Here is a 23,367-nt window from a genome sequence, read left to right as displayed (position 1 = left end):
CGCTCGCCCCACGAATGGCTCCACGGGAGGTCGTTTTGATCCCTGCCGGGGCTTTCAAACGAAGTGGCCTCTGGCCTAAAACTGCAGGTCAGAGGCCACTTTTCGGGTGGTAGGGCCCGTGGGACTCGAACCCACAACCCGCGGATTAAAAGTCCGCTGCTCTGCCAGTTGAGCTAGAGCCCCGCAGCCCGGGGGCTGCGGGAATAGTGTCTCAGGTCTTGGGGTGAATCCGCTCGCCGGGTTCTCGGTGGACGCCGGCGGCGTGTCCACGGCCCCGGCGGTTGGGCAACGGATAGCGGCTGATGCTGCGGTATTGCAAGGGAAAAGCTGTGGAGGGACGTCACAGATTCAAGTATTGACGGGGGCAGGGCGTGGTTGCTATGGGTGGCGAAAAGGTCACTGGGCGTTGAACCGAATCGTGGGCTGGTCCGTTCTGCGGGTGTGAGGGCATCGCCGGCCCAGCCCTCTGGGTGGCGGTGTGGAACCCCCGTTCCCGTCCAATGGAGGTAAGACCATGACCGTGCTCGAGCGTTGGCGTGATGAAGTGCTGGCCGTTTTCCGGATCGTCGTCGGGTTCTTGTTCGCGACCCACGGGTTCGCCTCGTTGTTCGGGGTGCTCGGGTCGGAGGGCAAGCAGCTGGAGGCGTTCGCCTGGCCGAGTTGGTGGGCCGCCGTCATCCAGTTGGTCGGCGGTGCCGCGGTGATGATCGGGCTCGGTACCCGGTACGCGGCGCTCCTTTGCTCTGGTTCGATGGCGTACGCCTACTTCGTCGTCCATCAGTCGACCGGGTTGTTACCGATCGAGAACGGCGGTGAGAAGGCGGCGCTGTTCGCGTTCGCGTTCGTCCTGATCGCCTTCCTCGGCGCCGGCACCTGGGCCGTGGAGGACGGCATCAAGCGCGGCAGCCGCGACCGCGAAAAAGTCGCCGCCTAAACAGAAAGAACGAACAGAAGAGGGGTGAGGAGCGCCGATGTCCGATGATCGGGCGGCACTCCTGCGAGCCCTGCACGATATCCACGCGCCGTCGCTTTGGCGGTTCGTGGTCAGGTTGACCGGTGACGACGGATTCGCCGAGGACGTCGTACAGGAGACCTTGTTGCGGGCGTGGCGGCGCCCGCACATCCTGTCGCAGGACGAGGCGGCCGCGCGGGCCTGGTTGTTCACGGTGGCGCGCAACCTGGTGATCGACGATCGGCGTAGCGCGCGGATGAACCGGGAGTTCAGCAGCGACGAGTTGCCGGAGCGGCCGAGCGCGGACCACGCGACCGCCGTACTGGACGCCTGGCTGGTGTCCGACTCGCTCGCGCAGTTGTCGGACGATCATCGGCAGGTGATCGTGCGGGCCTATTACGGCCGGCGCACGGTGACGGATATCGCGGCGGAGCTCGACATCCCGCCGGGTACGGTGAAATCACGTCTGCACTACGGGCTGCGCGCGCTCCGGCTCGCATTGCAGGAGAGGGGGGTGACCAAGGAATGACCGACCAGTTCCGCGAGTGGGATGCGGCCTACCTCCTCGGCGCCCTCTCGCCCGGGGAGCGCCGGGCCTTCGAGCAGCACCTGGCGACCTGCCCGGAGTGCGCAGCCTCGGTCGCGAGCATGGCGGGAGTGCCCGGCGTCCTGGCCGTGCTCCCGGCCGATCGCGCCCTCGCCACGATCGCGCCCCCAGCCATTACGCCCCCCGCGCCGAACCTCATGCCCGGGTTGGCCCGAGCGGCGCAGCGACGTACGAGGCGCCGGGCCGTCGTCGTCGCGGCCGCCGCCGTCGCCACCGCGGCTGTCGCGTGCGTCGGCTTCTTCGTCCCGCGCGATACGCCTGCCGAACCGACGGGCCAGGTGGTGTCGCTGGCGCAGATCGTAACGAGCAAACTGCACGCGAAAGTCCGCATCGTCGACGAACCATGGGGTACGACGATCCAGACCACCTGCATGTACGACCGCAGCCCGTCCTCGAGCACCAGGGCCAGGGGATACGCCCTGTTCGTCACGGACTCGTACGGCACGGTCACGCAGATCGCGAGCTGGTCGGCCGCTCCCGGCAGCATCGCCACGCCCACGGCCACGACGAAACTCTCGCGCGCGGAGATCCGCACCCTCGACATCCGGAGCACCGAAAGCGGTCGCGTCCTGCTGAAGGCCTCGCTATAGGACGTCGGGTTCCGCCAGCTCCGCGAACCACCCGGCGACCGCGTCGTCGTACTCCCCGCGCTCTTCCGCCGGCAGCGGCGCCAGAACCCGTTGCCAGGCAAGCGAACGACCGACCTTGGCCACCTTGATCGCCGTCTTGCTGAGCGCGACGAGTTCGGCCCGACGGAAGTCGCCGGTCCAGACCTCGAGATAGGCGTCCCGGAATCGGGTCAGCTCGGCACGGGTGAACCGGCCGGCCGCGCTACGCAACATCACCAGCAGTACGCCGAAAGGGAACGCGATCCCGGCATCACCCCAGTCGAAGAACCGGTAAACGCCGTCGGGCCCGATCAGCACGTTGTTGTCGTGCAGGTCATCGTGTTGCAAGGCGGGCGCGATGCCACTGCGAACGAGCTCCGCGCACCATTCGTCGTACGACGGCTTCAAGCGCGCCAGTTCGGGCGGCACGAACTCGGCGAAGTACGACGGCATCCGCTCCGGGCGTACGTCGGGGACGCCGAGCGCGAGTAGTTCCGGCACTCGCGCTTGCGAGGCCCGTTGCATGGCGCCGTGCCGGACCAGGGCCCGCTCCCAGTGCGCCGGATCCGGGTCCGACGCGAAGCGGATCCGGAGTGGCTCGCCACCATCGGCAAGCAGGGACCAGGCGCGTTCGGTGTCGACGGCCAGCACGGGGAGCGTCCACTCGGCGGCCCAATCGGCCAAGGAACGCAAGAGCGCGGGCTCGTACGACGTACCCGGGCCGTTTGCCTTGAACCAGACTGGTCCATTGGTGGTCGGCACGCGCATGGCGGTGGACCAGGGCCGTACGTGCGGCTGGGTGATCTCGCCGGTGACGGTTAACCCCGCTGCCGCGAGTTGTTCGTGGATCCAGGTCCGCGCCTCGTGTTGCCAAAGGGGGTCCTGCCACTGTCCGATCATGGCCGGAGCCTACCTACTCGCACTGGTCGTTGCTGTGGGCAACTTGTTTGCCGAGGGCGACCGCGGGTACCGGGGGACCGGCCTGGCATGAGAGGGGCCCGACGACTTAGGGGTTTCTGGTCGCTCGAGAGGCTGGGAATTCCAGGCTCCGGCGTTCAGAATCCGTGCGCCGGGGCCGCCTCGCCGACCCTTCCGTGGGGCGCCCGGGAGCCCAGGGGGAAGTGGTTGAAAGTGGCGCTAGAAGGCTGGCTGAGATTTTTTTGTGAACTGGCTGTAACGCTTTGGTGCCAGTGAGCGATATAGCGGTCAGTAAGACCGTGAGGACCTCGTTCCCGACCCGACCGCCCGAAGGTTCTGGAGCGAGGTCCTCCGTGTGCAAAAACCGTGTACAAGACGGTCCTGTCGCCTGGCGCCCCGACGGGCCTTGTACGCAAAAACGGCGGCGGCGCCCCGCTCGGGCGCCGCCGCCAAATCAACTGTTTGGTCAGGCGGAAAGGCTGTCCGGAGCGGCGATCTGGTCGGCCGGCAGCTGGGTGGTGACCTCGGTCCCCTCGTCGTCGTCGAACTGGACCGTGCCAAACCATCCATCCGGGTCGTGCACCCGCGCGATCAGCCAGGCGGGACGCCATTTTCCACCAGCGAACACGGTGACATGGCTCGGCAGGGGCAGTCGTTGGATCAGCTCCGGATCCGCCGGAGTAACGAACTTGTCCATGGGGCGGACCCTAGGCGGTCCCACCGACATTTGCCTGATCTCGCGTGTCAGATCGCGGACAACTCGACATTCCAGTGCTCCGCGAAACCGCGAATCCCCTTGTCTGTCAGGCGAAGCGCGCGTCCACCGGGGATGGGCGTGATCCACGCCTCACTCAGCGCATGTCCGCACAAGGCGGCCGCAATCGGCCCGGCCAGATGCGGGCGCCGTTCGGTTACATCCAGACATGAACGCAACGGCGGCCGCCCCCGCCGAGCCGGTACGTCGATGCCGAGGTCCGCCACCCGGCGCGCGCCTGCCGGAGTGAGCGTCACGCCGTCACTCCAGTCGATCAGTTCCGCACTGGTCATTGCATCCGCCAGAGCCACACCGAGCCGTCCGGCCAGGTGGTCGTAGCAGGTCCGCGCCCGTGCGAACGCGTCACGGCGGCTGGCGGCGGACAAAGTCGTCGTGACCTCGGCCTTCCGGGGTTGGAGGGCCGCGAGGTTCTCCAGCAATTCGGCGATCTCCGGGCCGGCCAGCCGTACGTAGCGATGGCGGCCCTGCCGGAGTTCCGATAGCAGGCGGCCGGCGATGAGCTGGTTGAGGTGCTCGCTGATCGTCGGCGCCGACACCTTCGTCAGGCGGGCCAGTTCGGTCGCCGTCCAGGCCCGCCCGTCCAGCAGCGCGAGGCAGATCGTCGCGCGCGTACCGTCGGCGAGCATCCGTGCCCACGCCGCCAGCTCACGCCCTTCCGCTGCAGTCGTCATACCGCCATCCTGCCGCCGCAACAGTTCGGCGGCCACCTAACTGGTCAAAAGGCGCGACACCTCGTCCACGGTGAGTTCGACGCCAAGAGAGGCCAGCGCCTCGGGGAGGTCGGTCACCTGACGGCTCTCGGTCCGCCCATCGGCGTACTCGAAGGTGAGTTGGTCGCCAACGAGACGGCGGCTCAGGCCTTCCTCAAGACGCATCACGATGAGCTTGTGGCTGAACGGCGAATGCGGGTGGCTCGACACATAGTGGTGCGCCGCCTCGTAGTCGATCTGGCGTTGCGGCTGCAGGTCGTGCTGGTGTTGCGGCTCCCAGCCGTCCGGGGTCTGCTTCGACAGCGTCCAGACCGGGCCGATCGCGGTCTGCTCGACGTCGAGACGATGCAACCAGCCCGCCTGGCTCACGGTCGCGCCGTCGACGAGCGGCATCGGGTGCAGCATGCCCGCGCCGAATCCGACGTCCGCCAGGTACAAGCCGTCGGAGGTCTCGACGTGCAGCAGCATGTGCGTACGCGGACCGTTCTTATGCGGCTGGACTCGCGCCATCCGGCCGTGCACGGTGAAACCGAGTTGTTCGAGTGCCGCTCCGAAGAGCGGGGCATGCTCGTAGCAATAGCCGCCGCGTTGCCGGTGGACGAGCTTGGCTTCGACGGCGTCGAGGGCGATGCCGGGATGCTGATGCAGGATGACGTCCACGTTCTCGAACGGGATGGTCGCGACGTGGGCCGCGTGCAGCGACTCCAACGCCGCGACCGACGGCGTCACCCGATCATGCCCGATCCGCTTGAGGTAGGCGTCCAGATCAATCGTCATTGCCCTAGCTTGCAACCTCAAGCGGACTTGAAGACAACACCGCCTCGACAGCCTTTTCCCAGCTCATCGGCTCGAGCCGCGAGCCGTCGCGCAGACGCAACGCCACCTGGCCCGCTTCGGCCTCCCGATTGCCGATGATCGCCTGGTACGGCGCGTGCCGGGCGGCGCGGATGCGAGCGCCCAAGGTGCCCGCCTCCGGCCAGGAGACCTCCGCGCGCAATCCGGCGACGCGGCACGCTCGCGCGAAGGCCTCGGCCTGGTCCGCTTCGGCGTCGGCGATCGGTTGTACGACGACCTGCACCGGCGCCAGCCAGAGCGGGAACGCGCCACCATGGACCTCGATCAGCTGAGCGATGGCCCGTTCTACGCTGCCGATGATCGAGCGATGGACCATCACCGGCCGGTGCTTCGCGCCATCCGGTCCGACGTACTGCAGGTCGAACCGCTCCGGCTGGTGGAAGTCGATCTGTACGGTCGACAAGGTCGATTCCCGCCCGGCCGAATCCTCTATCTGTACGTCGATCTTCGGGCCGTAGAACGCGGCCTCGCCCTCCCCGCGCTCGTACGGGATATCGCCCAGCGCGTCGATCAGCATCTCGGCGGCCTGGGCCCACATCTCGGGCTCGCCGACGTACTTGCCGCCCGGCCCCGGCAGGGACAACCGATAGCGGGCCGCCTCGATCCCCATCGCCTGGTACGCCTCGCGAATCAGGTCCAGCGCGGCACGGGCCTCGGCCGCGACCTGGTCCAGGCTGCAGAAGATGTGCGCGTCGTTCAGCTGGATGGCGCGGACGCGGTTGAGGCCGCCGATCACGCCGGACAACTCGGAGCGGTACATGTTGCCGACCTCGGCCATGCGGTACGGGAGTTCGCGATAGCTGTGCGATCTGGATCGGAAGATCAGCGCGTGGTGTGGGCAGAGGCTCGGGCGGAGGACCACCTCCTCACCACCGAGGTCCATCGGCGGGAACATGTCGTCGCGGTAGTGCGACCAGTGGCCTGATATCTCGTAGAGCTCGCGTTTGCCGAGCACGGGGGAGGAGACGTGCTGGTAGCCGGCGAGGCGTTCGACCTTGAGGATGTACTCCTCGAGGGATTGCTTGATGGCCGCGCCCTTTGGCAGCCAGTAGGGCAGGCCGGCGCCGATCAGGGGGTCGCTGTCGAACAGCTCGAGCTCACGGCCGAGGCGGCGGTGGTCGTACATCTTGGGTTCTCCTCAAGTGGATGAGGCGAAGTGGCCAGACGCGAAAAAGCCCCGGGACACTCGCCCCAGGGCTTCGATTGACAGGTAGCAGTCAGCGCGCCGGGACAAACCTCGGCGTCGTCGTCACCACTACGAACTTCATACTCACAACCGTAGTACGGGACGCCCTGGGGCCGCACATCTTTTTCGGCCAGTGGATGGAACTTCGGCGGCGGGATGTCCGTGTGGGGGAACACCCGGAATTTATGAGCGTTCAAATCACCGAATTCGCGTGAATCATTCGGGACAGCACTAGTAAAGGACGCTTCGGAAGTCTTAGTGTGCATTTGCCCGGTCCGCCGGGCCGGGTAACGGATTGACGGCTCGCCCCGTCACGATCGTTGGGAGTGCACCATGGTGGAAGCTCAGCGCGAGATCTGGATCGCCCCTGATTTCATCGAGTTCGAGACGCCGACGGAGGTCACCTCCTACGCGGCTCGCGTGGACTGACTGCTTTGGCGGCGGGGGCGATTGCGCTCCCGCCGTTCCCCTGACTGTCCAGCCTGCCGCAACCGCTGTGAGGTGCCATGTCAGTCATGCCTGCCGCGAGGAATCCCGAAGAATTCGTTACCGCATTACGCGGTCTGTCCCATCGTTACTGGGGAACGCATCCGTTCCACCGGCGCCTGCATGCCGGTGAGCTGGACGAACGCGAACTCAAGATCTGGGCCGCGAACCGGTGGTATTACCAGAGCATGATCCCGCAAAAAGACGCGGCGATCATCAGCAATTGCCCGCTGCCGCAGGTCCGTAGGCAGTGGCTCGACCGCATCAATTACCACGACGGCCGCGATGGCGCGGATGGCGGGCTGGAACGCTGGTTGCGGCTGTGCGAGGCGGTCGGGCTGGACCGCGACGAGGTGCTGGACGAGCGGCATCTCGCGCCGGGCGTGCGATTCGCCGTCGACGCGTACGTCACGTTCGCGCGGACCCGGCCCTGGGTGGAAGCGGTCGCCTCGGGCCTGACCGAGATGTTCTCGGGCCATCTGATGAAGCAGCGCGTGGTGGACATGCTGGCCAACTACGAGTGGATCCGTCGCGAGGACCTGGCCTATTTCACCAACCGGATCGACGCGGTTTCCGGCGAAGGGCAGGGCACGCTCGACCTGGTGGTCGAACACGCGATCACCCGCGAGCAGCAGGACGCCGCCATCGCCGCGTTGTCGTTCAAGTGTGACGTGCTCTGGTCGATGCTCGACAACATCGAGCTCGCGGCGGCCAAGGCATGAACCCGACGCTGATCCCGCGTCTTCGGCGGGGTGTGCGGATCACTTACGACCACACCAGAGACCTGCAGGTGCTGCTCTATCCCGAAGGCGTGCTAGTCCCGAATCCCACCGCCACCGCGATTCTCCAGCTCTGCGATGGCAAGACGACCGTCGCCGAACTGGCAGTTGCCTTAGGCAAGCAGTACGACGGCGTCGAGGAGAAGCAGATCGTCGACGTGCTCAACCGGCTGGCCGACCGACAGGTGGTGGAATGGGTATGACCAGTGCGGAGCCTCCCCTCGGGATGACCGCGGAGTTGACGCATCGCTGTCCGCTCCACTGCCCGTATTGCTCGAACCCGCTGGAGCTACTGGCTCGCGAGTCCGAGCTCACCACCGACCAGTGGAAGTCCGTCCTCACCCAGGCCCGCGAGCTCGGCGTACTGCAGGTCCACCTGTCCGGCGGCGAGCCGCTCGCGCGACCGGACTTGCCCGAGCTGATCGAGCACACCGCGAACCTCGGCTGCTACGTCAACCTGGTCACCAGCGGTCTCGGCCTGACCGAGGAACGCCTCAACCACCTGATCGACCGTGGCCTCGCGCACATCCAGTTGTCCGTCCAGGCAGCTGATGCCGAGCGCGCCGACAAGATCGCCGGTACGAAGGCGCATCACCACAAGATCGTGGCCGCCGAGCTGATCAAACGCACGGGCCTGCCGCTCAGCGTGAATGTCGTCCTGCATCGGGCCAACCATGACCAGCTCGAAGGCATCATCGCCCTCGCGGAACGAATGGGCGCCGATCGGCTCGAGCTGGCCAATACGCAGTACTACGGATGGGCCCTGAAAAATCGCGACGCGCTGATGCCGACACCCGAGCAGTTGGCCGTGGCCGCCCCGATCGTGCGCGCGGCGATCGACCGGCTGAAGGGAAAGATGCAGGTCATCTACGTTGTCGCGGACTACTACGAGGAATACCCGAAGCCGTGCATGTACGGATGGGGCGCGCGGCAGTTGACGATCGCCCCAGACGGCACGGTGTTGCCCTGCCCGGCCGCGAGTGCGATCGAGACGCTCAACCTGGACAACGCGACGACCCGGCCGCTCGCGGAGATCTGGTACGGCAGCGAGTCGTTCAACGCCTATCGCGGCGAGGACTGGATGAGCGACACCTGCCGCAGTTGCGATCGACGCGGTATCGACTACGGCGGCTGCCGCTGCCAGGCGTTCCTTCTCACCGGCGATGGCGCCAGCACCGATCCGGTCTGCAAGAAGTCGCCCGATCGAGGCCTCGTCGACCTGATCCTGGCTGCGCCCAAACCGGCCGGCGTGCTCGACTTCGCGATGCGTGGCCCGAAAGGCAAGCGAGCATGAAGGTCGTTCTCCTCGGTACGGCGGCAGGCGGCGGCTTTCCGCAATGGAACTGCAACTGCGGCCGCTGCGCCTCTTGCCGTGGTGGTGCGCCCGGCGTCGTTCCGCGCAGCCAGGATGGGCTCGCGATCAGCGCCGACGGGTCCGACTGGTACCTGGTGAACGCCTCGCCCGATATCCGCGCGCAGATCCTCGCGACCGACCTGCTCGATCCCGGGCCGGGGCCGCGCGAGACGCCGATTCGTGGCGCGTTGCTGACCGATGCGGAGCTCGACCATAGCCTCGGGCTGTTGATGCTGCGCGAAGGTGCTGGGCTTGAGGTCTATGCTCCGGTCGCTGCGCTCAACGCCTTGCGGGACGACTTCGCGGTCCAGCAGATCGTCGGCCGGTACGGCGATTGGGCCTGGTTCGCCGCCAAGGATGGGATGACGCTTGGCCGCTTGCGCGTCCGAGTCCTTGCCGTTAGCAACAAAAAGCCCAAGTATGCAAGGGCGGACGGGGGTGGTCCGTGGGTCGTTGCCTATCGCATCGAAGACCCGGCGACGGGTGGGGTGATCGTCTACGCGCCTTGCCTCGCCACCTGGCCGGACGGCCTCGAGACCTTCGTGGACGGTGCGTCGTACGTCTTGCTGGACGGGACTTTCTTCAGCCCGGACGAGATGTCGGGTTCGACTCGTGCGGGTGTCGGGTCAACCGCACAGCGCGCGATGGGTCATGTGCCGATCGCGGGGCCGGACGGCAGCCTCGAACGCATTCGCAAACTCGGTGCCGTACAACCCGGCACCAACTGGGCGTACGTACATCTCAACAACACCAACCCGGTATTGGATTCACGGTCACCTGAGTACGCCGAAGTCCGTGCCGTCGGGGTGAAACTGCCCCCCGACGGCACGGTCCTTGAGCTTTAGCCTTCGTACGCCGCGCGCCGGGTCTGCGCTTTGTGGATGCGGGACACGTCGAGCTTTTCCGATCGGTCGAAACGGTAGATCCCGTTCTCCTCCTGGAAGACGTCGGTCAATTGCGTGTAGCAATAGCCGAACATCAACGGGTCATCGAGAAGCACGTCGACCAAGCCGGTGAAACGGTTGTAGAAGTCCTCCTCGTCGCGCACGCGCGGGCCGTACCCCCAGGACTCGAGATTGTTGTTCCCGGCCGAGGCGGCGGCGCTTTCCGGATTCCACCAGATACCGCCGAATTCGCTGCAGAAATAGGGCTGACCGGCATACGGCTGCGAGATCGCCAGGTCTTTGCGGGCGCCCGGATTGACGTACGGCTTGTCCTCGGCCAAACCACTCATGGCCGTTTTGAACTTCTCCGGGTCCTGCTCGTAGTTGTGCGAGTCATAGACGTCCGTCTCGAGCACGCGATGCGAATAGCCCGAGGCGTCCAGCACCGGCCGGGTCGGATCGGCCGCCTTGGTCGCGAGGTACATCGCGCGCGTCACGGTGTCGAGCTGGGTGATCCGGTCGTGCAGGTGCTGGTGGGTCTCGTTCAGCGGGCACCACCCGATAATCGACGGATGGTTGTAGTCGCGCTCGACCGCCTCCAGCCACTCCGCCACAAAGGACGGCGTCGGTTGCTGGTTGTCGTTCTGCGTCTCGCCGCCGAGGTTGGAACCCCAGTCGCCGAACTCGCCCCACACCAGGTAACCCAGGCGATCCGCGTGGTAGAGGAAGCGCTCCTCGAACACCTTCTGGTGCAGCCGCGCGCCGTTGAACCCGGCAGCCAGGCTGAGCTCGATATCCGCGATCAACGCCTCTTCGCTCGGCGCGGTCATCAGGCCGTCCGGCCAATACCCCTGGTCGAGAACGAGCCGCTGGAAGACCTTCTCACCATTGATCAGGATGGCCTTGCCGTTGATCGCGACTGAGCGAAGCCCCGCATAGCTGTCAGCGGCGTCCGCGATGTTGCCCTCGGCATCGACCAGCTCCAGCCGTACGTCGTACAGGTGCGGGTCCGTCGTCGTCCACAGCCGGGCCTGGTCCGCCGGGATCGCCAGCACCAACCGTGGCGCCAGATCGAGATCGGCCGGCACCTCGGCCCGCGCGACTTCACCGTTGCCGTCGGCAAGGAGCGCGCGCACCTTCCAGCCTGGCTTGTTCGCCGACAGCGGTACGACCAGGTGGAACATCGAGTTCGCGACATCCGGCGTGATCCGCGGCCGGCGTAGGTGCGTCTCCGGCACGGCTTCGAGCCAGACGGTCTGCCAGATCCCGGTGGTACGCGTGTAAAGACAATCGTGGTTGGCGAAACGGACGGCCTGCTTGCCGCGGGCCTGCGCGCCGTACCGGGTATCACGGGCGCGGACCACGATGACGGCCTCGTCGCCGGGACCGGCCACGCCGGCAAGGTTGGCGCTGAACGGGGTGAAGCCGCCGCGATGCCGGACCACCTCGACGCCGTTCACCCAGACGGTGGCGTCCTGGTCGACGGCCTGGAAGTGCAGCAGGACCTGGTTGCCGGTCCACTCGGCCGGGATTTGCAGGGTCTTGCGGTACCAGACGGCCTCGAGGAAGTCGGTGTTGCCGATACCGGACAGCTCCGACTCGGGCGCGAAGGGCACGGTGATCCGGGCCAGCAGCTCGCGCTCGGCGACACCGCGTTCGAGGCCGGAGTCGCCCTGGTCGAGCTCGAACTGCCATTCGCCGTTCAGGTTGAGCCAGTTGGGCCGGACGAACTGCGGGCGCGGGTGCTCGGGACGGGGCACGGCGGTCGTCATAGGGGACTCCAGGAGATTGGCGGCGGCTGGCTTCCGGAGTTTACAACGTTGGAATCGCCGCAACAAGGCCTGTCCCGCGCCCTGGATTCGGGCCTGGACGAACTCATTTGCGGTCCACCTGCTGAACTGATTGCCTAGTGTCCTGGACCCGAAGTTCCTTGGCGCTTGCGGCGCCCAGGCACGCACCTCGCGGCACTGGCGAAGCATCCACGATGCTCCGCATCGAGGACGCTCCGCCAGCACCGCGATGCACGCACCTGAACACCGCAATCACTCAAGGAACTTCGGGTCCAGGACACTGTGGGGCAACTCTTTGCGGCCGGCTTGCGTCATGTCGGGCGTAGCCGGTTTCTGCGATTGGGGTGTGGGTGGCGAGCGATACGACGGCCGATGTCCAGCAGTTCGCTTTGCGGGTGCCGCAGAGCGACCTGGATACGCTGACCGCGCGCCTGCGGGAGTACCGGGACGAGGGCATGTTCGCCGCCGCCGGCCTCGGCAGCGTGGTGCCCGCGCCGTACGTGCAGGATCTTCTCGACTATTGGTGCGACAGCTACAACTGGCGGACTTACGAGGCCCGGCTCAACGCGTATGAGCACTTCCGGACGGCGATCGCCGGGCAGCCCGTGCATTTCCTGCACATCCCCTCGGCCACGGCGAGCGCGACGCCGTTGCTGCTGACGCACGCGTGGCCGAGTTCGGTCATCGACGTGATCGATGCCGCCGCGCCACTCGAGGCGAAGGGGGACTACCACCTGGTCATCCCGTCGATCGCGTGGGCGGCGCTGGCTGGTCCGCCTGGCGGTTCGCCCAGTCGCCAGACGGCCGCGGGGTGGACCGAGCTGATGGCCCGCCTGGGCTACCCGTCGTACCTGGTCGCCGACGATCGCAGCGGTCCCGGCGAGGCCCCGGCGTACACGATCGTCGAGGGTCCGGAGATCCCGCAGCCCGCGCCCGAGGGGTTGTACGAGGAGGAGCTGCGCGACGTGCGCTGGTTCAACCAGAACCTCGTCGCGTTCACCGAGCGCCAGCAGATCCCGGCCCTCGTGCTCGCGACGGCCGTGCTCGCGTGGAACGCCCAGCAGGTCAACCTCGACGCCGACCGCGACTCGATCCTCACCGGCGTCACGCTCGCGTGGTTCGTCGGCCGGCTCGCGGGGATGCCGATCCGCGATCCGCTCAGGCCTCGCTGACGTCCAGCAGCCCTTTACCGTTGTCCCAGCACACCGCGCGGAGCCAGTCGTCCCCGAGGCCTAGGTTCTCGAGGGCTTCCAGTTGTACGGCGTACTCGTACGGGATGTTGGGGAAGTCCGTCCCGAGTACGACCTTGTCCTGCAACGCGCCGAGCCGTGGCCTGAGGTCCTTCGGCAATGGCGCGAGCGCCTCGGTGAACGGCGTACACGCCATCGTCGTATCCAGGTGCACGTTGGGATAGCCCTCGGCCATCGCGAGGTGTTCGTCGTACTCCGGCATGCCCAAATGCGCGATCACCGCGGTCAACCGTGGATGCCGCTTGAGTACGTCGCCGAACGGGCCGGGTCCGGTATGCCTGCCGGGGATCGGGCCCGACCCGCAATGCACCACGACCGGCGTACCCGCCTCGGCGAGTAGACCCCAGACCCGGTCGAGCTCCTGGTCGCGAGGGTCGTAATCCCCGACCTGGACGTGCACCTTGAAAACGCGCGTGCCTTGCTCGATCGCCTTCGCGACGTACGACGCTGCGCCCGGCTCGGGGTAGAACGTGCCGCTGGCGACGCAGCCGGGAGTGTCTTTGGCGAACGCGCGGGCCCACTCGTTCAGCCAGGCGGCCATGTCGGGTTTGTGGGGATAAACCAGCGCGGGGAACGCCCGCACGCCGAGGTCTTGCAGCGTCTTCAGCCGGGTGGCTACGTCAGTCCGGTAGTTGATCGGCCAGGCGACGCCGTAGTGCCGTTCGGCCTGGTCGAAGTAGGCCCACACGGCGTCCATCACCGGGTCGGGCAGAAAGTGCACGTGTACGTCGACCAACCCGGGCAACCCCAGCCGCTGCCACCACGCCGGCACCTCCTCATCCACCATCCGGCCACTCTAGGAGCCTGGCCGCCCTCTTTCTCAGGCGGTGCTGGAAGCGTGGCTCCTTGTGAGCTTTTACGTAACTACGTAACATCCACAACTGTGGAAGAGCCTGTGGATAACTCCCTGGCCGAGCGTCTCGCCCGGCTGGAACGCCGCCTCGCGGCCCTGGAGTCCACCGCTTCCACCGCCCGCTCCCCAGTCATCACCGCTGATGCGGTCCTGGAGTCATTGCGAGAGCAGGTGTCACCACCCGGAGCAGTGCTCTCGGCAGGCACGGTCACCCTGCCCACCACGGGCTTGGTCGAATGGCAGAACGCTCACCCAACCGCCGACCTCCTAGAAGCCGACTGGTCCACCCGAGCCTCAGCCCTAGCCGCCCTGGCGAACCCCATCCGCCTAAAGCTGCTCCAGCAAATCCTGGCCGGCCGAACCTCCGTAACCGCCCTAGGCGAAGTCGAAGGCCTAGGCACCAGCGGCCAGATCTACCACCACCTCCGCCACCTAACCGCCGAAGGCTGGCTCCACACCCCCACCCGAGCCACCTACACCATCCCCACCCCCCGCCTCCCCGCCCTCCTAACCCTCCTCACCGCCCTAACCCCATAAAAAAACCGCCTCCCCACAGGAAGGCGGCCCACTAATCCCACGAGTGGTCACGAAATGCTTAGTTCCTACCCGGCACGATCTCCTCCGGATGGAGATCCCGCCACAACCGCTCCAGCAACGCCGTGTCGTCTTCGTCGTCGTACCAAGCTGCTTCCGTTAGCACTTGTGGATGCAGCCACTCGCGATCGCCCAGCAGTGTCTGCAATTGACTCTTGAATTTCTGGAGTTCGGTGTCGCTCGGTCGGCTCTCCCGAGCCCGGGCGATGAGTTCGCCGTAATTGTCGTGCGGGATTTCGGGGTGGTCAGCAATGTCGAGAACGGAACAGGCCCGTCAGGATCCTGGTGCAAGTACGGCTTCACGCCAGCCATGTGCCAGCCTTGCCCGTTCTAGTAGGCAGCCGTCGCAACGCGGGAGCGGCGCCGGCTGACCGGGATGCAAGCCGCGTCACAACCGCAGAAGCTCACCTATCGCATTCCCAACCCTCCGTCCCGCTTCGGAAGTGGCTCGTCTGGATAGAGATCGCGCCAAAGTCGTTCAAGGAATGCGTCATCGTTGCCGCCGGGGTATTCAGCGGCCGTGCTTAGCGCTTCAGGACGGAGGCCCTCACGATCGCCCTCGAGAAGCCGAACCAGCTCGCCCCTGAAGGTCACCATTTCGGCATCGTCTGCTCTGGTTGCAGCCCGCCGGATCAGCGCAGCGTACGCATCATCGTCAGCCTCTGGATGGCAGTAGGTGTCAACGATCCGCAATAGCGTGCCGTACGGAGTCCCCCGGTCCGTGTGGCCCTTGACCCGACTCACTGTTGCCCTGCCGTCATCGACACCCGCAGAGTCCTGCCCCGGGCGCCGCGGAAGCGGCTCGTCCGGGTACAGATCACGCCACAAGCGCTGAAGGAACCCGGTGTCATCGTCCTCGTCGTACCACGCGGCCTCCGTCAATGCTTGCGGATGCAGACCCTCGCGGTCGCCGGTTAGCAGGGCAATCAGGTCTTGTTTGAACCTTTGGATGTCTGCATCGTTGGCGCCGCTCCTGCGGACCCGCGAGATCAATGACGGGTAGTTGTCATGCCTGACTTCCGGGTGGTAGTAGGTCTCCACCAGGCTAAGAAGTGCTGAGAACGGAACAAGTCTCTCCGGGTCCCTGCGCCAGTAGGGCCTAACGCCGGCCACGGGTACCTCAGCTCGCTTCGGGAACAGGCTCGTCTGGGTAGAGGTCGTGCCAGAGCCGCGCAAGGAAGGCGGTGTCGTCATAATCGTCGTACTCCGCTGCAGTGCCCAATGCGTGGGGATGGAGACCGTCCCTGTCGCCTTGGAGCAACTGGGTCAGTTCAGCTTTGAAGATTCGGATATCTGAGTCTTCCGGCTTAGAGCTCCTCGCTCGCTGGACGAGTGCCTCATAGGCGCCGTCGTACGCCTCCGGGTTGCAATACGCGTCGACGAGGTTCAGCAAGGTCCCGAACGGGACGCTTCGATCCTTGTACCAGTACTCCTTGATCTTGGTCATTTTCGTCTCCGCGTCTTCATGAGTCCGGCTCGGCTGGATTCGGGAACATCGTACCGATCTCATAGCCGGTCATGGCGCCGTTGGGACGGAGGCGAATTTCGATATCGCCGTCCTTAAAAGACTGGATCGGAGCGCCAGTCGGCTCGGGAAGGTTTTGCAGATTTTGGCCTCGCGCCCGCGCGACCGCCCATGCCTTGCGTTCGCGCCGTGAAGCCGGCCATTCACCATTGAGACGGTATCCGATGCACTCCTCGTGGCCAGCCGGGCCGAGAAGATCTGAGATTGGAAGCTTCAAGCTGAAGGGTTCAGTCGTTTCGTCCCAATCCCTCTGCAGGGCCAGGCTGAGTTCCTCGTTGTCGAGTGCGCGGACGAAGGCAGTTGCGAATGCCCTCGGGCTAGCAATCCGTGTCGAGTCGATCCCGCAGAAATGGAGGTCGCCTGGGCGGAAGGCGTCTTCGCTTTTGGTGCGTTTGGTGGGGTCGGTTTGGGCGGGGTCTTCCAGGTAGGTGACGCGGCGTTCGTAGAGGGTGTCTTCGCCTAGGCCGTTGTGGCGGTGGTGGGCGTGGCCTAGGCCGTTGTCGAGGGTGGCGTAGACGCGTTGGACTTCGGGTTCGCAGTCGGCGGCGGGGGCTAGCCAGGGGCGGGCGTCCTTGTTGGCGGTGATGTAGTCGACGGCTTCGGCCAGGGTCAGCTCGGGGAGGTTGGCCTTGGCCGGGTCGTACCGCTTGAGGATGTCGCGGGCTGTGGGGGCGTCGTCGCCTTCGCCGAACTTGACGTCCAGGTTGAAGGGCTTTTGCTCCTCGGGCTCCGGCTCCGGCTGCTTGTCATCCGGCTGTTCCGTGGCGGGTGGGTCATCGGAAGCGGTCGGGTCGAGGGCGATGACGGGTGGAGGGGTGCCTTCGGGGAGGGGGAGGTCGAGTGGGGTGGGGAGCGCGCCGCGTTCGGCCGGGCGGTCGTCTTGTTCCTCCGACTCGGGCAGCTTGTCCCGTTCGTCGCGCTCGGCCAGGAACCGGTCGCGCTCCTCATCCGCCCGCTCGTCGCGCTCCTCGCGGTCGGCTGGGCGGTTGAGGGTGGTGGCGGGGTTGCGGTCGGCGGTGCCGGCGGGGGACGGGCCGGTGCCGCCGCCTACCGCGGAGATGGCCCAGGTGCGGCCGATGGTGGTGGCGTTGGCGGAGAGGGCGGCGGCTTCGTCGCAGGCGTGGGCCGCGGCGGCGAGGTGTTCCGCAACGGCGGCGGCCTCGGGCAGGAGGACGGACAGTTCGCCGGCGACGGCGGCGAGCTCCATGCATTGGCCGGCGGCGTTGCGGAGATCGGCGGACAGGCGCGGGTTCTGGTCGAGGTAGTCGAGCAGACCCTGCGCGATCCGTTCCAGGTCAGATGCCATCGGCGGTCAGGCTCGGCTGGCCGCGCGGCCCGTGGCGTGGGCGGCGAGAAGGGAGAGCATGGCCTGGCGTACGGCGCCGCTGGCGTCGCCGAGGTGCCGGGCGATGGCGTGGTCGGTGCCGGGTTCGGTGCCGCGGATGAGCTGCTGCACCTGGTCGTTCTGGCGCAGGTAGCCCTCCTCGTAGCCGGAAACCTGCTGGATCACTCGCCCGATCTGCTCGGCGACTGCGGCCAGTTGTTGTTGGGCGATCTGCCGTCGGCGCATCAGCTCGACAGCTTCGGCGTCCAAGCCCGATTCGGACACGAGGCCCCCTCATACGCAGTAGGGCATCCATTGTGACGCAGCGTGGTTCACCGAGCCTGATCTGCCACCCAAAGGCCGAGAAGTCCGCGGAAATGCGCCAGGAATTTCTCCTGCTCATGCGCCGGGTACATCGCCCGCACGGTCTCGACCAGGATGCGGTCGCAGTCCGGCCCGGACACCCAGTCGACCACCTGCTCATCGAAATGCGCCAGATTCTCCTGGCACCACACCTGATACCGCTCCGTCTCGAAGTACTCGTCCGCGAGCGCCAGGTATCCCTCGAGTTTCGCGTCGTAATCGAGTGACTCGTCGTCGGCGATCGCGAAATACCGTTCGGTATGCAGGTCGACCTTGGTACGGCGACCGGTGGCGAGCGAATACGCCGACCATTTCACCAAAGCCGAGATGGCCCAGGGGAAGTAGTAGTGCAACGAGGTGATGGCGACATCCGGACAGGCGTTCGCGTAGTCGATCGGATGGACCGAATCACCCTTGACCAGCATTTCGCAGGAGTTGAACTCCCAACCGAAGAAGGCGTTCACGATGCGCGAGATCGCGACGGACTGATGCCCGGCCGACGGGCTGAGGAAATCGTGCGAAACGGCGTACCGGTTGTGCATCGGCTCGTCCGGACGGAAATCCATCACCATCGTTTCGGCGCCGATCGACAACGCCCGCGCGAATTTGTCGTACTCCACCGTCGCCTGCAAATGCATCAGCATCTCGCCGGATTCGTCGTACGCCTGATGCAGGTCGTCGCGGTTGTTGATCCGCGAGACGCCACGCCAGCCGCCGCCGTCGAACGGCTTCATGTACATCGGATAGCCGAGGTCGTCCGCGATCGCGTCCAGGTCGAACGGCTTGTTGTACTTCGCGGACGTGTACGCCCAGCGCACGTTGTCGACCGGGTTCTTGTACGGCACCAGCACCGTGCGCGGGATCTTCAGCCCGAGCCGCATCATCGCGCAGTACGCGCTGTGCTTCTCCATCGACTGGAAGGTGAACGGCGAGTTCAGCAGGTACGTGCCGTCCATCAGCGCGGCCTTCTTCAGCCACTCGCGCGGGTGGTAGTACCAGTACGCGAGCCGGTCGATCACCAGGTCGGTCCGGACCGGGTCGGCCAGGTCGAACGGCTCGATCGAGAGCCGCTCGCTGACGAAGTCGTGGGTCACGCCGGTGTCGTCCGTGACGGGCCCGACCCGCCGCAGCAGCGCCTCGAACGCCTGCGGCCAATCCTCTTCGGCGCCGAGTAACAATCCGACCAGGTGCTGCGAGCGGTCAGCCACGTTCACTCCTCCTGAAGAAATGGTTCAGACGAATCGCGGTAGGTGATGGGCGATCTGCTTTTGCCACCAGGGCCAGTCGTGCGCCACGTCATGACCCCACAGGTCCAGTTCGTGCGGGATCTCCTTCTCCCGCAGCAGGCCGGCGGTGGCGATGGCCGACGGCAACGAACCGGTCGGATGCGTCTCCCAATCGCCCTGGCCCACGGTCAGCACCAGGAAGACCCGGCTGCGCAACCAGTCCAGATGCTCGCCGGACAGGCCCTGCAGGTAGTCCGCGGGATTGTTGAAGTACGTCGCGTCGCCGCGCTCGCCCCAGCCGTGCCAGGCCGTCGAGTCGTAGTTGCCCGACTGGCAGATCGCCACTGGGAAGAGGTCGGCCCGTTTCAACGCGAAGTTGAAAGCGTGGAACGCGCCGAGACTGCAGCCGGTCGTGATGAGGTCCGTCGTCCCCGGGGAGTCCGCGCCGATCGCCGGGACGACCCGGTCGAGGATCCAGGACTCGTACAGACCGTGGCGCTGGGCGCGTTCCTCCAGCGGAATCGAGCGGTCGGACCAGCTGACGTGGTCGTACGAGTCGACGCAGTACAACTTCACCCGGCCGGCCTCGATCAGATCCGCGACGGCGTCGACCATTCCATTGTTCTCGTAGTCCCAGGCACGCCCCTGCTCACTGGGGAAGACCAGCACCGGCCGTCCGTAGTGCCCGTATCGGATCAGCGTGCCGGGTCTGTCGAGCCCAGGCGCGTCCAGTTCGACCTGTTCGCGTTCCATCCGCCTCACTCCCATCCGTCAGACAAGAATCACGTACTTCGCCCCCAGCCGGGTAGTGGGCGCATGTCGGGACTTACTGGACGGGGTGTTCCCAGACGCGCTGGAGGAGCTTGGTCAGGCAGGGGTCGAGGACGTCGCGCCAGGCGGTGAAGTTGTGCATGTCCGGGGTTTCCTGGAAGTCCACCGTCACGCCGAGGGCGTCGAGCTTGGCCGCCATTACGCGGTTGTTGTGGACGTTCTCCTCGGGCGTTCCGGCGGTCATGGCTACGTCTGCGCTGGTAGGCGAGGCCGAAGCTCCGAGGACTGAAGTGACGAACGACGTGACTTCGGCGTAGAACTCGAACTCGGACTCCTGCGGATCCGTCTCCTGCGTGAAGAAGGATCCGGACTGGAGGAAGAGCCCGTCAAACGTGCCGGGGTGGTTCCACTCGGCGTGAAGCGCACTGAGCGCCCCGAGGCTCGCTCCCATCATGACGGGCTTACGGCTCTTAAAAGCATCCATGACGCCTGGTACGACGTACTGGGTCAAGGCCGTCGCGTACGCAGGATTAGCCGCGTACCAGGGGTTCCGAGCGGTAGGCCGTACCAGAGCAAGCCGTAGCGGCGGCAAGGCGCCACGGGCAACCATGGCGCCTACGTAATGCGTGAGACCGGCGTACGACGCGAACTCAGGCCCATCGTGCGACAGCAACAGGGGGAGCTCGTACGACGGCAGGATCCCGTCTGGCGCCCACACCTGTACGTCGATCGGCCCAACTGGAGAGTCCACCGTGAGCGGCATAAGGCTCGCAGCGATCGGTGGCACCGAAATCCAGTCTGGCTCGGTATAGCCGGGTAGTGGCAGCCACGAGTGCTCCCCGAAGGCCCCGCCGACTACGCGCGGATTGGTCGGGTCAACGGTCGTACCCTGGTCCGCGACGTCGAACAGGTACTCCATCCGGTGGACCGAAGGTCTCGGCAGACGTAGTTCCCAGCCGTACTCGACGGGTTTGAAGCCCAGGTGTTCCGCGGGGATCCCGAGCTCCTGCCAGAGGCGTACGCCGGTCAGGGCATGCTCCGCGTCGGCCAGGCGGAACACCACCTCGGCCCCTTCTACGGCGCTCACCGGCGGCTTGTCGGACACCAGAACACGGTACGCGGCCGGAAATTGTCCCCGGCAGCTGGCAGGCTGCAAACCATGGTGACGATCGACGACGTCCGCGCGGTGACGGCGGACCTGCCACGCAGCTACGAGGTGCTGGTCCGGGACCGGGTCAAGTTCCGCGTCGGCCGGATCGTCTACCTCGCGTTCTCCCGGGACGAGACGCAGATGGGCCTCGGCTTTCCGAAGGAACAGCGCGCGGCAGCCCTCGAAGCCGAGCCGCACAAGTTCCTTCCGCCGAGCAAGGCCGACGAGCGGTACCAGTGGATCGAGTGCCGCCTAGACGCCTTGGACTTCGAGGAGATGCGCGAGTTGGTGCTCGACGCCTGGACCATGTGCGTCCCGAAAAGCGTCGCCAAAGCCTACTTCGAAGGAGACTGAGGCCCAAGCCCCTGTAGACCGGTCTCTCCCGGCCGCACGACCCCCGTCTCGTAGGCGACCACCACGGCCTGCACCCGGCTGGACAGCTCCAGTTTGCTCAGCACGCTGCTGACGTGGCTCTTGATCGTCGTCTCGGTGACGAACAAATGGTCGGCGAGATCCCGATTCGACAGCCCGCGCGCCAAACCGATCAGCACATCCCGCTCCCGATCGCTCAAAGACGCGAGCCGAGTCGCCCAGCGCTGGTCGGCCTGCACCGGATCCCGCCCGCCGACCCGGCGCTCGAGCTCAACGCACCGCTCCAACAACACCCGCGTCGAGGCCGGATCGACGAGCGAATCGCCCCGGTGAATCGCACGAATCGCTCCCACCAGCAGATCCGGATCCGTGTCCTTCAGCAAGAATCCCGACGCCCCCGCACGCACCGCTCCCAACACGTACGCCTCATCGTCGAACGTCGTCAGCGCAAGCACCCCCGGCCGACCCGAGCCGGTGGCGGCGGTAATACGAGCGGTGGCGGTCAAACCGTCCATCACCGGCATCCGGATATCCATCAGTACGACGTCCGGCCGGAGCTCGGCGACCAGGCGCAACGCCTCCTCACCGTCACCGGCCTGACCGACCACGACCAGGTCGGGCTCGTGGTCGATGATCATCGCGAGACCCATCCGGATCACGCCCTGGTCATCGACCACGAGCACCCGGATCTTCGTATCGCTCATCTCGCCGGTGCCGGCAACCATGCCTGGATCCTCCATCCGCCCAAGGGGCTCGGCCCGACCGACAGCGTGCCACCTACGGCAGCCGATCGCTCGCGCATTCCGATCAGGCCGTTGCCCCGGCCCGACTCCTCGCGCTTGGCCGTGGCCAGCACGTTCGGTGGTGGCGGCCCGGTCCGGCCGTTGTCGTCCACCGTCAACAGTTCGCCTTCGGGCGCGCTGTGCCAGGTGACCCGGGCCGAGGTGGCGCGCGAATGCACCATCACGTTCGTCAATGCCTCCTGGATGATCCGTACGGCGGTCACTTGCGTGGCGGAAGCCGATTGGCGCACAGGCAGATCTAGTACGACGTCAACGCCAACCGCCTTGAGCCGCTCGCCCATCCGGACCACGTCGTCCAGATCTGGCACGGGCGCGGTGTCGGCGGAACCCCCTGGTGATGCCGTATTGAGCACCCGCACGGTCTCCCGCATCGCCGTCAGCGCCTCTTTGCCGCTGGCCGCGATCCAGCGCACAGCCTCGCGCAGCTCCTCAGGCCGTTGCTCCGCGACACGGTCTGCTGCCTGCGCCCGGATGACCACTGCGCTCATGTGGTGCGAGACGACGTCGTGCAGGTCTCTGGCGATCCGGGTGCGCTCCGCGGCGGCAGCGCGCTCGGCGGCGTCTGCGCGAAGTCGTACCAGCTCAGCGTTCCTCTGCTCGAGCAGGATCATGCTGGACCGGCGGCGACGGCTGCTGGCGCCAAGAAGCACCATGCCGCCCACAAGTGCTGCAGCCGCTACGAAGAGGGAGAGGTCGATATACCGGATCAAACCGGGCAGAGTCCTCGGGAAGCCGGTGATCGGCAGGGCATCGGCGCCGAGCACGCTGATGGCTAGAGAGGCTGCTGTCGGTATGAACACCATCAGAGTGGCCAGGCTGCCAAGAGTGAAGAAGAGACAGGTAGGCACCCGAACGCCACCTGCGGCCGCTTGGTAGCCCACAACCAGTAGCGGAGCCAGGTGAACCTCTGAGTGCAAGGCGTTGAACGTCTGCTCGTGGTCCAGGATCAGGTTGTAGATGAACGGGTAGAGCGCGCAGACGGTCGCAAGCGTCGTACGCGGAAATCTGCGGACGAAGGCGACACTGAAGACCAGGAAGATCCCTGCGACCAGGTAGGCCTGCCACTCCACCAGGAGCGAGTAGTACCGGTTGAGGACTGCTAGACCGATGCCCCAGGCAACGGCCAGAGCTGCCGCGACGAGGGCGTCCTGCCCCCACTGCGACATCCGGCGCCAGTAGCTCAACACATTGCTCAGAGTAGCCGTCGGCACGGTTGGTGACGTCCGGCGGAC

General features: G+C 66.1%; 28 protein-coding genes and 1 tRNA gene. 11 read left to right on the top strand and 18 right to left on the bottom strand.

Going from position 1 to position 23,367, the window contains the following annotated elements; translation table 11 throughout:
* Window positions 1–107: 107 nt before the first annotated feature.
* Window positions 108–183 (bottom strand) — tRNA-Lys (locus tag OG394_RS21635).
* Between the two features lie 331 nt (window positions 184–514).
* Here OG394_RS21635 and OG394_RS21630 point away from each other — a divergent pair.
* Genes OG394_RS21630 through OG394_RS21620 form a run of 3 tightly spaced genes read left to right on the top strand, consistent with a single transcriptional unit; the run spans window position 515 to window position 2,149 of the window.
* On the top strand, window positions 515–934 hold the full coding sequence (locus tag OG394_RS21630) for a DoxX family protein (protein WP_328988830.1): 420 nt from the start codon (window positions 515–517) through the stop codon (window positions 932–934).
* 37 nt (window positions 935–971) lie between these two features.
* On the top strand, window positions 972–1,481 hold the full coding sequence (locus tag OG394_RS21625; protein ID WP_328988829.1) for a sigma-70 family RNA polymerase sigma factor: 510 nt from the start codon (window positions 972–974) through the stop codon (window positions 1,479–1,481).
* A complete protein-coding gene (locus OG394_RS21620; protein ID WP_328988828.1) occupies window positions 1,478–2,149 on the top strand; it encodes an anti-sigma factor family protein in 672 nt (223 codons plus the stop codon). Before OG394_RS21625 ends, OG394_RS21620 begins: the two co-directional genes overlap by 4 nt.
* On the opposite strand, the gene OG394_RS21615 is transcribed toward OG394_RS21620, so the two are convergent.
* The 5 genes from OG394_RS21615 to thrS all read right to left on the bottom strand — a co-directional run bounded on the left by OG394_RS21615 (window position 2,144) and on the right by thrS (window position 6,551).
* Complete coding sequence (locus OG394_RS21615; protein ID WP_328988827.1) at window positions 2,144–3,067, bottom strand: aminoglycoside phosphotransferase family protein; 924 nt, start codon at window positions 3,065–3,067, stop codon at window positions 2,144–2,146. The genes OG394_RS21620 and OG394_RS21615 overlap by 6 nt on opposite strands.
* A 484-nt stretch (window positions 3,068–3,551) precedes the next feature.
* Entirely contained in the window at window positions 3,552–3,782 is a 231-nt protein-coding gene (locus OG394_RS21610) for a hypothetical protein (RefSeq protein ID WP_328988826.1), read from the bottom strand.
* A 47-nt stretch (window positions 3,783–3,829) separates the two neighbouring features.
* Window positions 3,830–4,531: an ArsR/SmtB family transcription factor gene (locus OG394_RS21605; protein WP_328988825.1), complete on the bottom strand. Its 702-nt coding sequence runs from the start codon at window positions 4,529–4,531 to the stop codon at window positions 3,830–3,832.
* 36 nt (window positions 4,532–4,567) lie between these two features.
* Window positions 4,568–5,347: an arylamine N-acetyltransferase family protein gene (locus tag OG394_RS21600; protein WP_328988824.1), complete on the bottom strand. Its 780-nt coding sequence runs from the start codon at window positions 5,345–5,347 to the stop codon at window positions 4,568–4,570.
* Between the two features lie 4 nt (window positions 5,348–5,351).
* Window positions 5,352–6,551, bottom strand: coding sequence for a threonine--tRNA ligase (thrS, locus tag OG394_RS21595; RefSeq protein WP_328988823.1), 1,200 nt, complete (start codon window positions 6,549–6,551; stop codon window positions 5,352–5,354).
* 393 nt (window positions 6,552–6,944) lie between these two features.
* Here thrS and pqqA point away from each other — a divergent pair, with 393 nt between their 5' ends.
* From pqqA to pqqB, 5 genes are all read left to right on the top strand, one after another.
* Complete coding sequence (gene pqqA / locus OG394_RS21590) at window positions 6,945–7,040, top strand: pyrroloquinoline quinone precursor peptide PqqA (protein ID WP_328988822.1); 96 nt, start codon at window positions 6,945–6,947, stop codon at window positions 7,038–7,040.
* An 86-nt stretch (window positions 7,041–7,126) separates the two neighbouring features.
* Window positions 7,127–7,819: a pyrroloquinoline-quinone synthase PqqC gene (pqqC, locus tag OG394_RS21585; RefSeq protein ID WP_328988821.1), complete on the top strand. Its 693-nt coding sequence runs from the start codon at window positions 7,127–7,129 to the stop codon at window positions 7,817–7,819.
* Entirely contained in the window at window positions 7,816–8,079 is a 264-nt protein-coding gene (gene pqqD, locus OG394_RS21580; protein ID WP_328988820.1) for a pyrroloquinoline quinone biosynthesis peptide chaperone PqqD, read from the top strand. Before pqqC ends, pqqD begins: the two co-directional genes overlap by 4 nt.
* Window positions 8,076–9,170 (top strand): pyrroloquinoline quinone biosynthesis protein PqqE, encoded by a 1,095-nt coding sequence (gene pqqE / locus OG394_RS21575; protein ID WP_328988819.1) that lies wholly within the window; start codon window positions 8,076–8,078, stop codon window positions 9,168–9,170. The genes pqqD and pqqE overlap by 4 nt, the downstream gene beginning before the upstream one ends.
* Window positions 9,167–10,075: a pyrroloquinoline quinone biosynthesis protein PqqB gene (gene pqqB, locus OG394_RS21570; protein ID WP_328988818.1), complete on the top strand. Its 909-nt coding sequence runs from the start codon at window positions 9,167–9,169 to the stop codon at window positions 10,073–10,075. The genes pqqE and pqqB overlap by 4 nt, the downstream gene beginning before the upstream one ends.
* On the opposite strand, the gene OG394_RS21565 is transcribed toward pqqB, so the two are convergent.
* Complete coding sequence (locus tag OG394_RS21565) at window positions 10,072–11,886, bottom strand: glycoside hydrolase family 2 protein (RefSeq protein WP_328988817.1); 1,815 nt, start codon at window positions 11,884–11,886, stop codon at window positions 10,072–10,074. The two genes, pqqB and OG394_RS21565, sit on opposite strands and share 4 nt — an antisense overlap.
* 368 nt (window positions 11,887–12,254) lie before the next feature.
* Between OG394_RS21565 and OG394_RS21560 the strand changes: the two genes are divergently transcribed.
* Window positions 12,255–13,076 (top strand): epoxide hydrolase N-terminal domain-containing protein, encoded by an 822-nt coding sequence (locus tag OG394_RS21560; RefSeq protein WP_328988816.1) that lies wholly within the window; start codon window positions 12,255–12,257, stop codon window positions 13,074–13,076.
* On the opposite strand, the gene OG394_RS21555 is transcribed toward OG394_RS21560, so the two are convergent.
* On the bottom strand, window positions 13,063–13,941 hold the full coding sequence (locus OG394_RS21555; RefSeq protein ID WP_328988815.1) for an amidohydrolase family protein: 879 nt from the start codon (window positions 13,939–13,941) through the stop codon (window positions 13,063–13,065). The two genes, OG394_RS21560 and OG394_RS21555, sit on opposite strands and share 14 nt — an antisense overlap.
* Window positions 13,942–14,049: 108 nt before the next feature.
* On the opposite strand from OG394_RS21555, the gene OG394_RS21550 reads away from it, so the two are divergent.
* Window positions 14,050–14,544 (top strand): ArsR family transcriptional regulator, encoded by a 495-nt coding sequence (locus tag OG394_RS21550; RefSeq protein ID WP_328988814.1) that lies wholly within the window; start codon window positions 14,050–14,052, stop codon window positions 14,542–14,544.
* A gap of 58 nt (window positions 14,545–14,602) precedes the next feature.
* Here the strand turns inward: OG394_RS21550 and OG394_RS21545 are convergent, their stop codons facing one another.
* The 8 genes from OG394_RS21545 to OG394_RS21510 form a co-directional block, all read right to left on the bottom strand.
* Window positions 14,603–14,749, bottom strand: a complete 147-nt coding sequence (locus OG394_RS21545; protein WP_328988813.1) for a hypothetical protein — start codon at window positions 14,747–14,749, stop codon at window positions 14,603–14,605.
* A gap of 260 nt (window positions 14,750–15,009) precedes the next feature.
* Window positions 15,010–15,642, bottom strand: coding sequence for a hypothetical protein (locus OG394_RS21540; protein ID WP_328988812.1), 633 nt, complete (start codon window positions 15,640–15,642; stop codon window positions 15,010–15,012).
* Window positions 15,643–15,721: 79 nt separating this feature from the next.
* Complete coding sequence (locus OG394_RS21535) at window positions 15,722–16,048, bottom strand: hypothetical protein (RefSeq protein ID WP_328988811.1); 327 nt, start codon at window positions 16,046–16,048, stop codon at window positions 15,722–15,724.
* A gap of 16 nt (window positions 16,049–16,064) precedes the next feature.
* Window positions 16,065–17,432: a hypothetical protein gene (locus OG394_RS21530; protein ID WP_328988810.1), complete on the bottom strand. Its 1,368-nt coding sequence runs from the start codon at window positions 17,430–17,432 to the stop codon at window positions 16,065–16,067.
* A 6-nt stretch (window positions 17,433–17,438) separates the two neighbouring features.
* Complete coding sequence (locus OG394_RS21525; RefSeq protein WP_328988809.1) at window positions 17,439–17,735, bottom strand: hypothetical protein; 297 nt, start codon at window positions 17,733–17,735, stop codon at window positions 17,439–17,441.
* Window positions 17,736–17,782: 47 nt separating this feature from the next.
* The gene (locus OG394_RS21520; RefSeq protein WP_328988808.1) at window positions 17,783–19,021 is read right to left on the bottom strand and encodes an ATP-grasp domain-containing protein; all 1,239 of its coding nucleotides are present in this window, start codon (window positions 19,019–19,021) and stop codon (window positions 17,783–17,785) included.
* Between the two features lie 24 nt (window positions 19,022–19,045).
* Window positions 19,046–19,792 carry an esterase family protein gene (locus tag OG394_RS21515; RefSeq protein ID WP_328988807.1) on the bottom strand — a complete coding sequence of 249 codons (747 nt, stop codon included), beginning with the start codon at window positions 19,790–19,792 and terminating at the stop codon, window positions 19,046–19,048.
* 73 nt (window positions 19,793–19,865) lie between these two features.
* Window positions 19,866–20,915 carry an alpha/beta hydrolase gene (locus OG394_RS21510; RefSeq protein ID WP_328988806.1) on the bottom strand — a complete coding sequence of 350 codons (1,050 nt, stop codon included), beginning with the start codon at window positions 20,913–20,915 and terminating at the stop codon, window positions 19,866–19,868.
* 54 nt (window positions 20,916–20,969) lie between these two features.
* Here OG394_RS21510 and OG394_RS21505 point away from each other — a divergent pair, with 54 nt between their 5' ends.
* Window positions 20,970–21,314: an MmcQ/YjbR family DNA-binding protein gene (locus OG394_RS21505; protein WP_328988805.1), complete on the top strand. Its 345-nt coding sequence runs from the start codon at window positions 20,970–20,972 to the stop codon at window positions 21,312–21,314.
* Here the strand turns inward: OG394_RS21505 and OG394_RS21500 are convergent.
* Together OG394_RS21500 and OG394_RS21495 are read right to left on the bottom strand one after the other, a co-directional pair.
* Window positions 21,296–22,057, bottom strand: coding sequence for a response regulator (locus OG394_RS21500; protein WP_442914220.1), 762 nt, complete (start codon window positions 22,055–22,057; stop codon window positions 21,296–21,298). The genes OG394_RS21505 and OG394_RS21500 overlap by 19 nt on opposite strands.
* Complete coding sequence (locus OG394_RS21495) at window positions 22,033–23,322, bottom strand: sensor histidine kinase (protein WP_328988804.1); 1,290 nt, start codon at window positions 23,320–23,322, stop codon at window positions 22,033–22,035. Before OG394_RS21495 ends, OG394_RS21500 begins: the two co-directional genes overlap by 25 nt.
* Window positions 23,323–23,367 lie beyond the last annotated feature (45 nt).

Origin of the sequence: Kribbella sp. NBC_01245, from assembly GCF_036226525.1 — a bacterium.
Classification (GTDB): domain Bacteria; phylum Actinomycetota; class Actinomycetes; order Propionibacteriales; family Kribbellaceae; genus Kribbella.
This window is presented reverse-complemented; position numbering and strand designations above follow the sequence as displayed.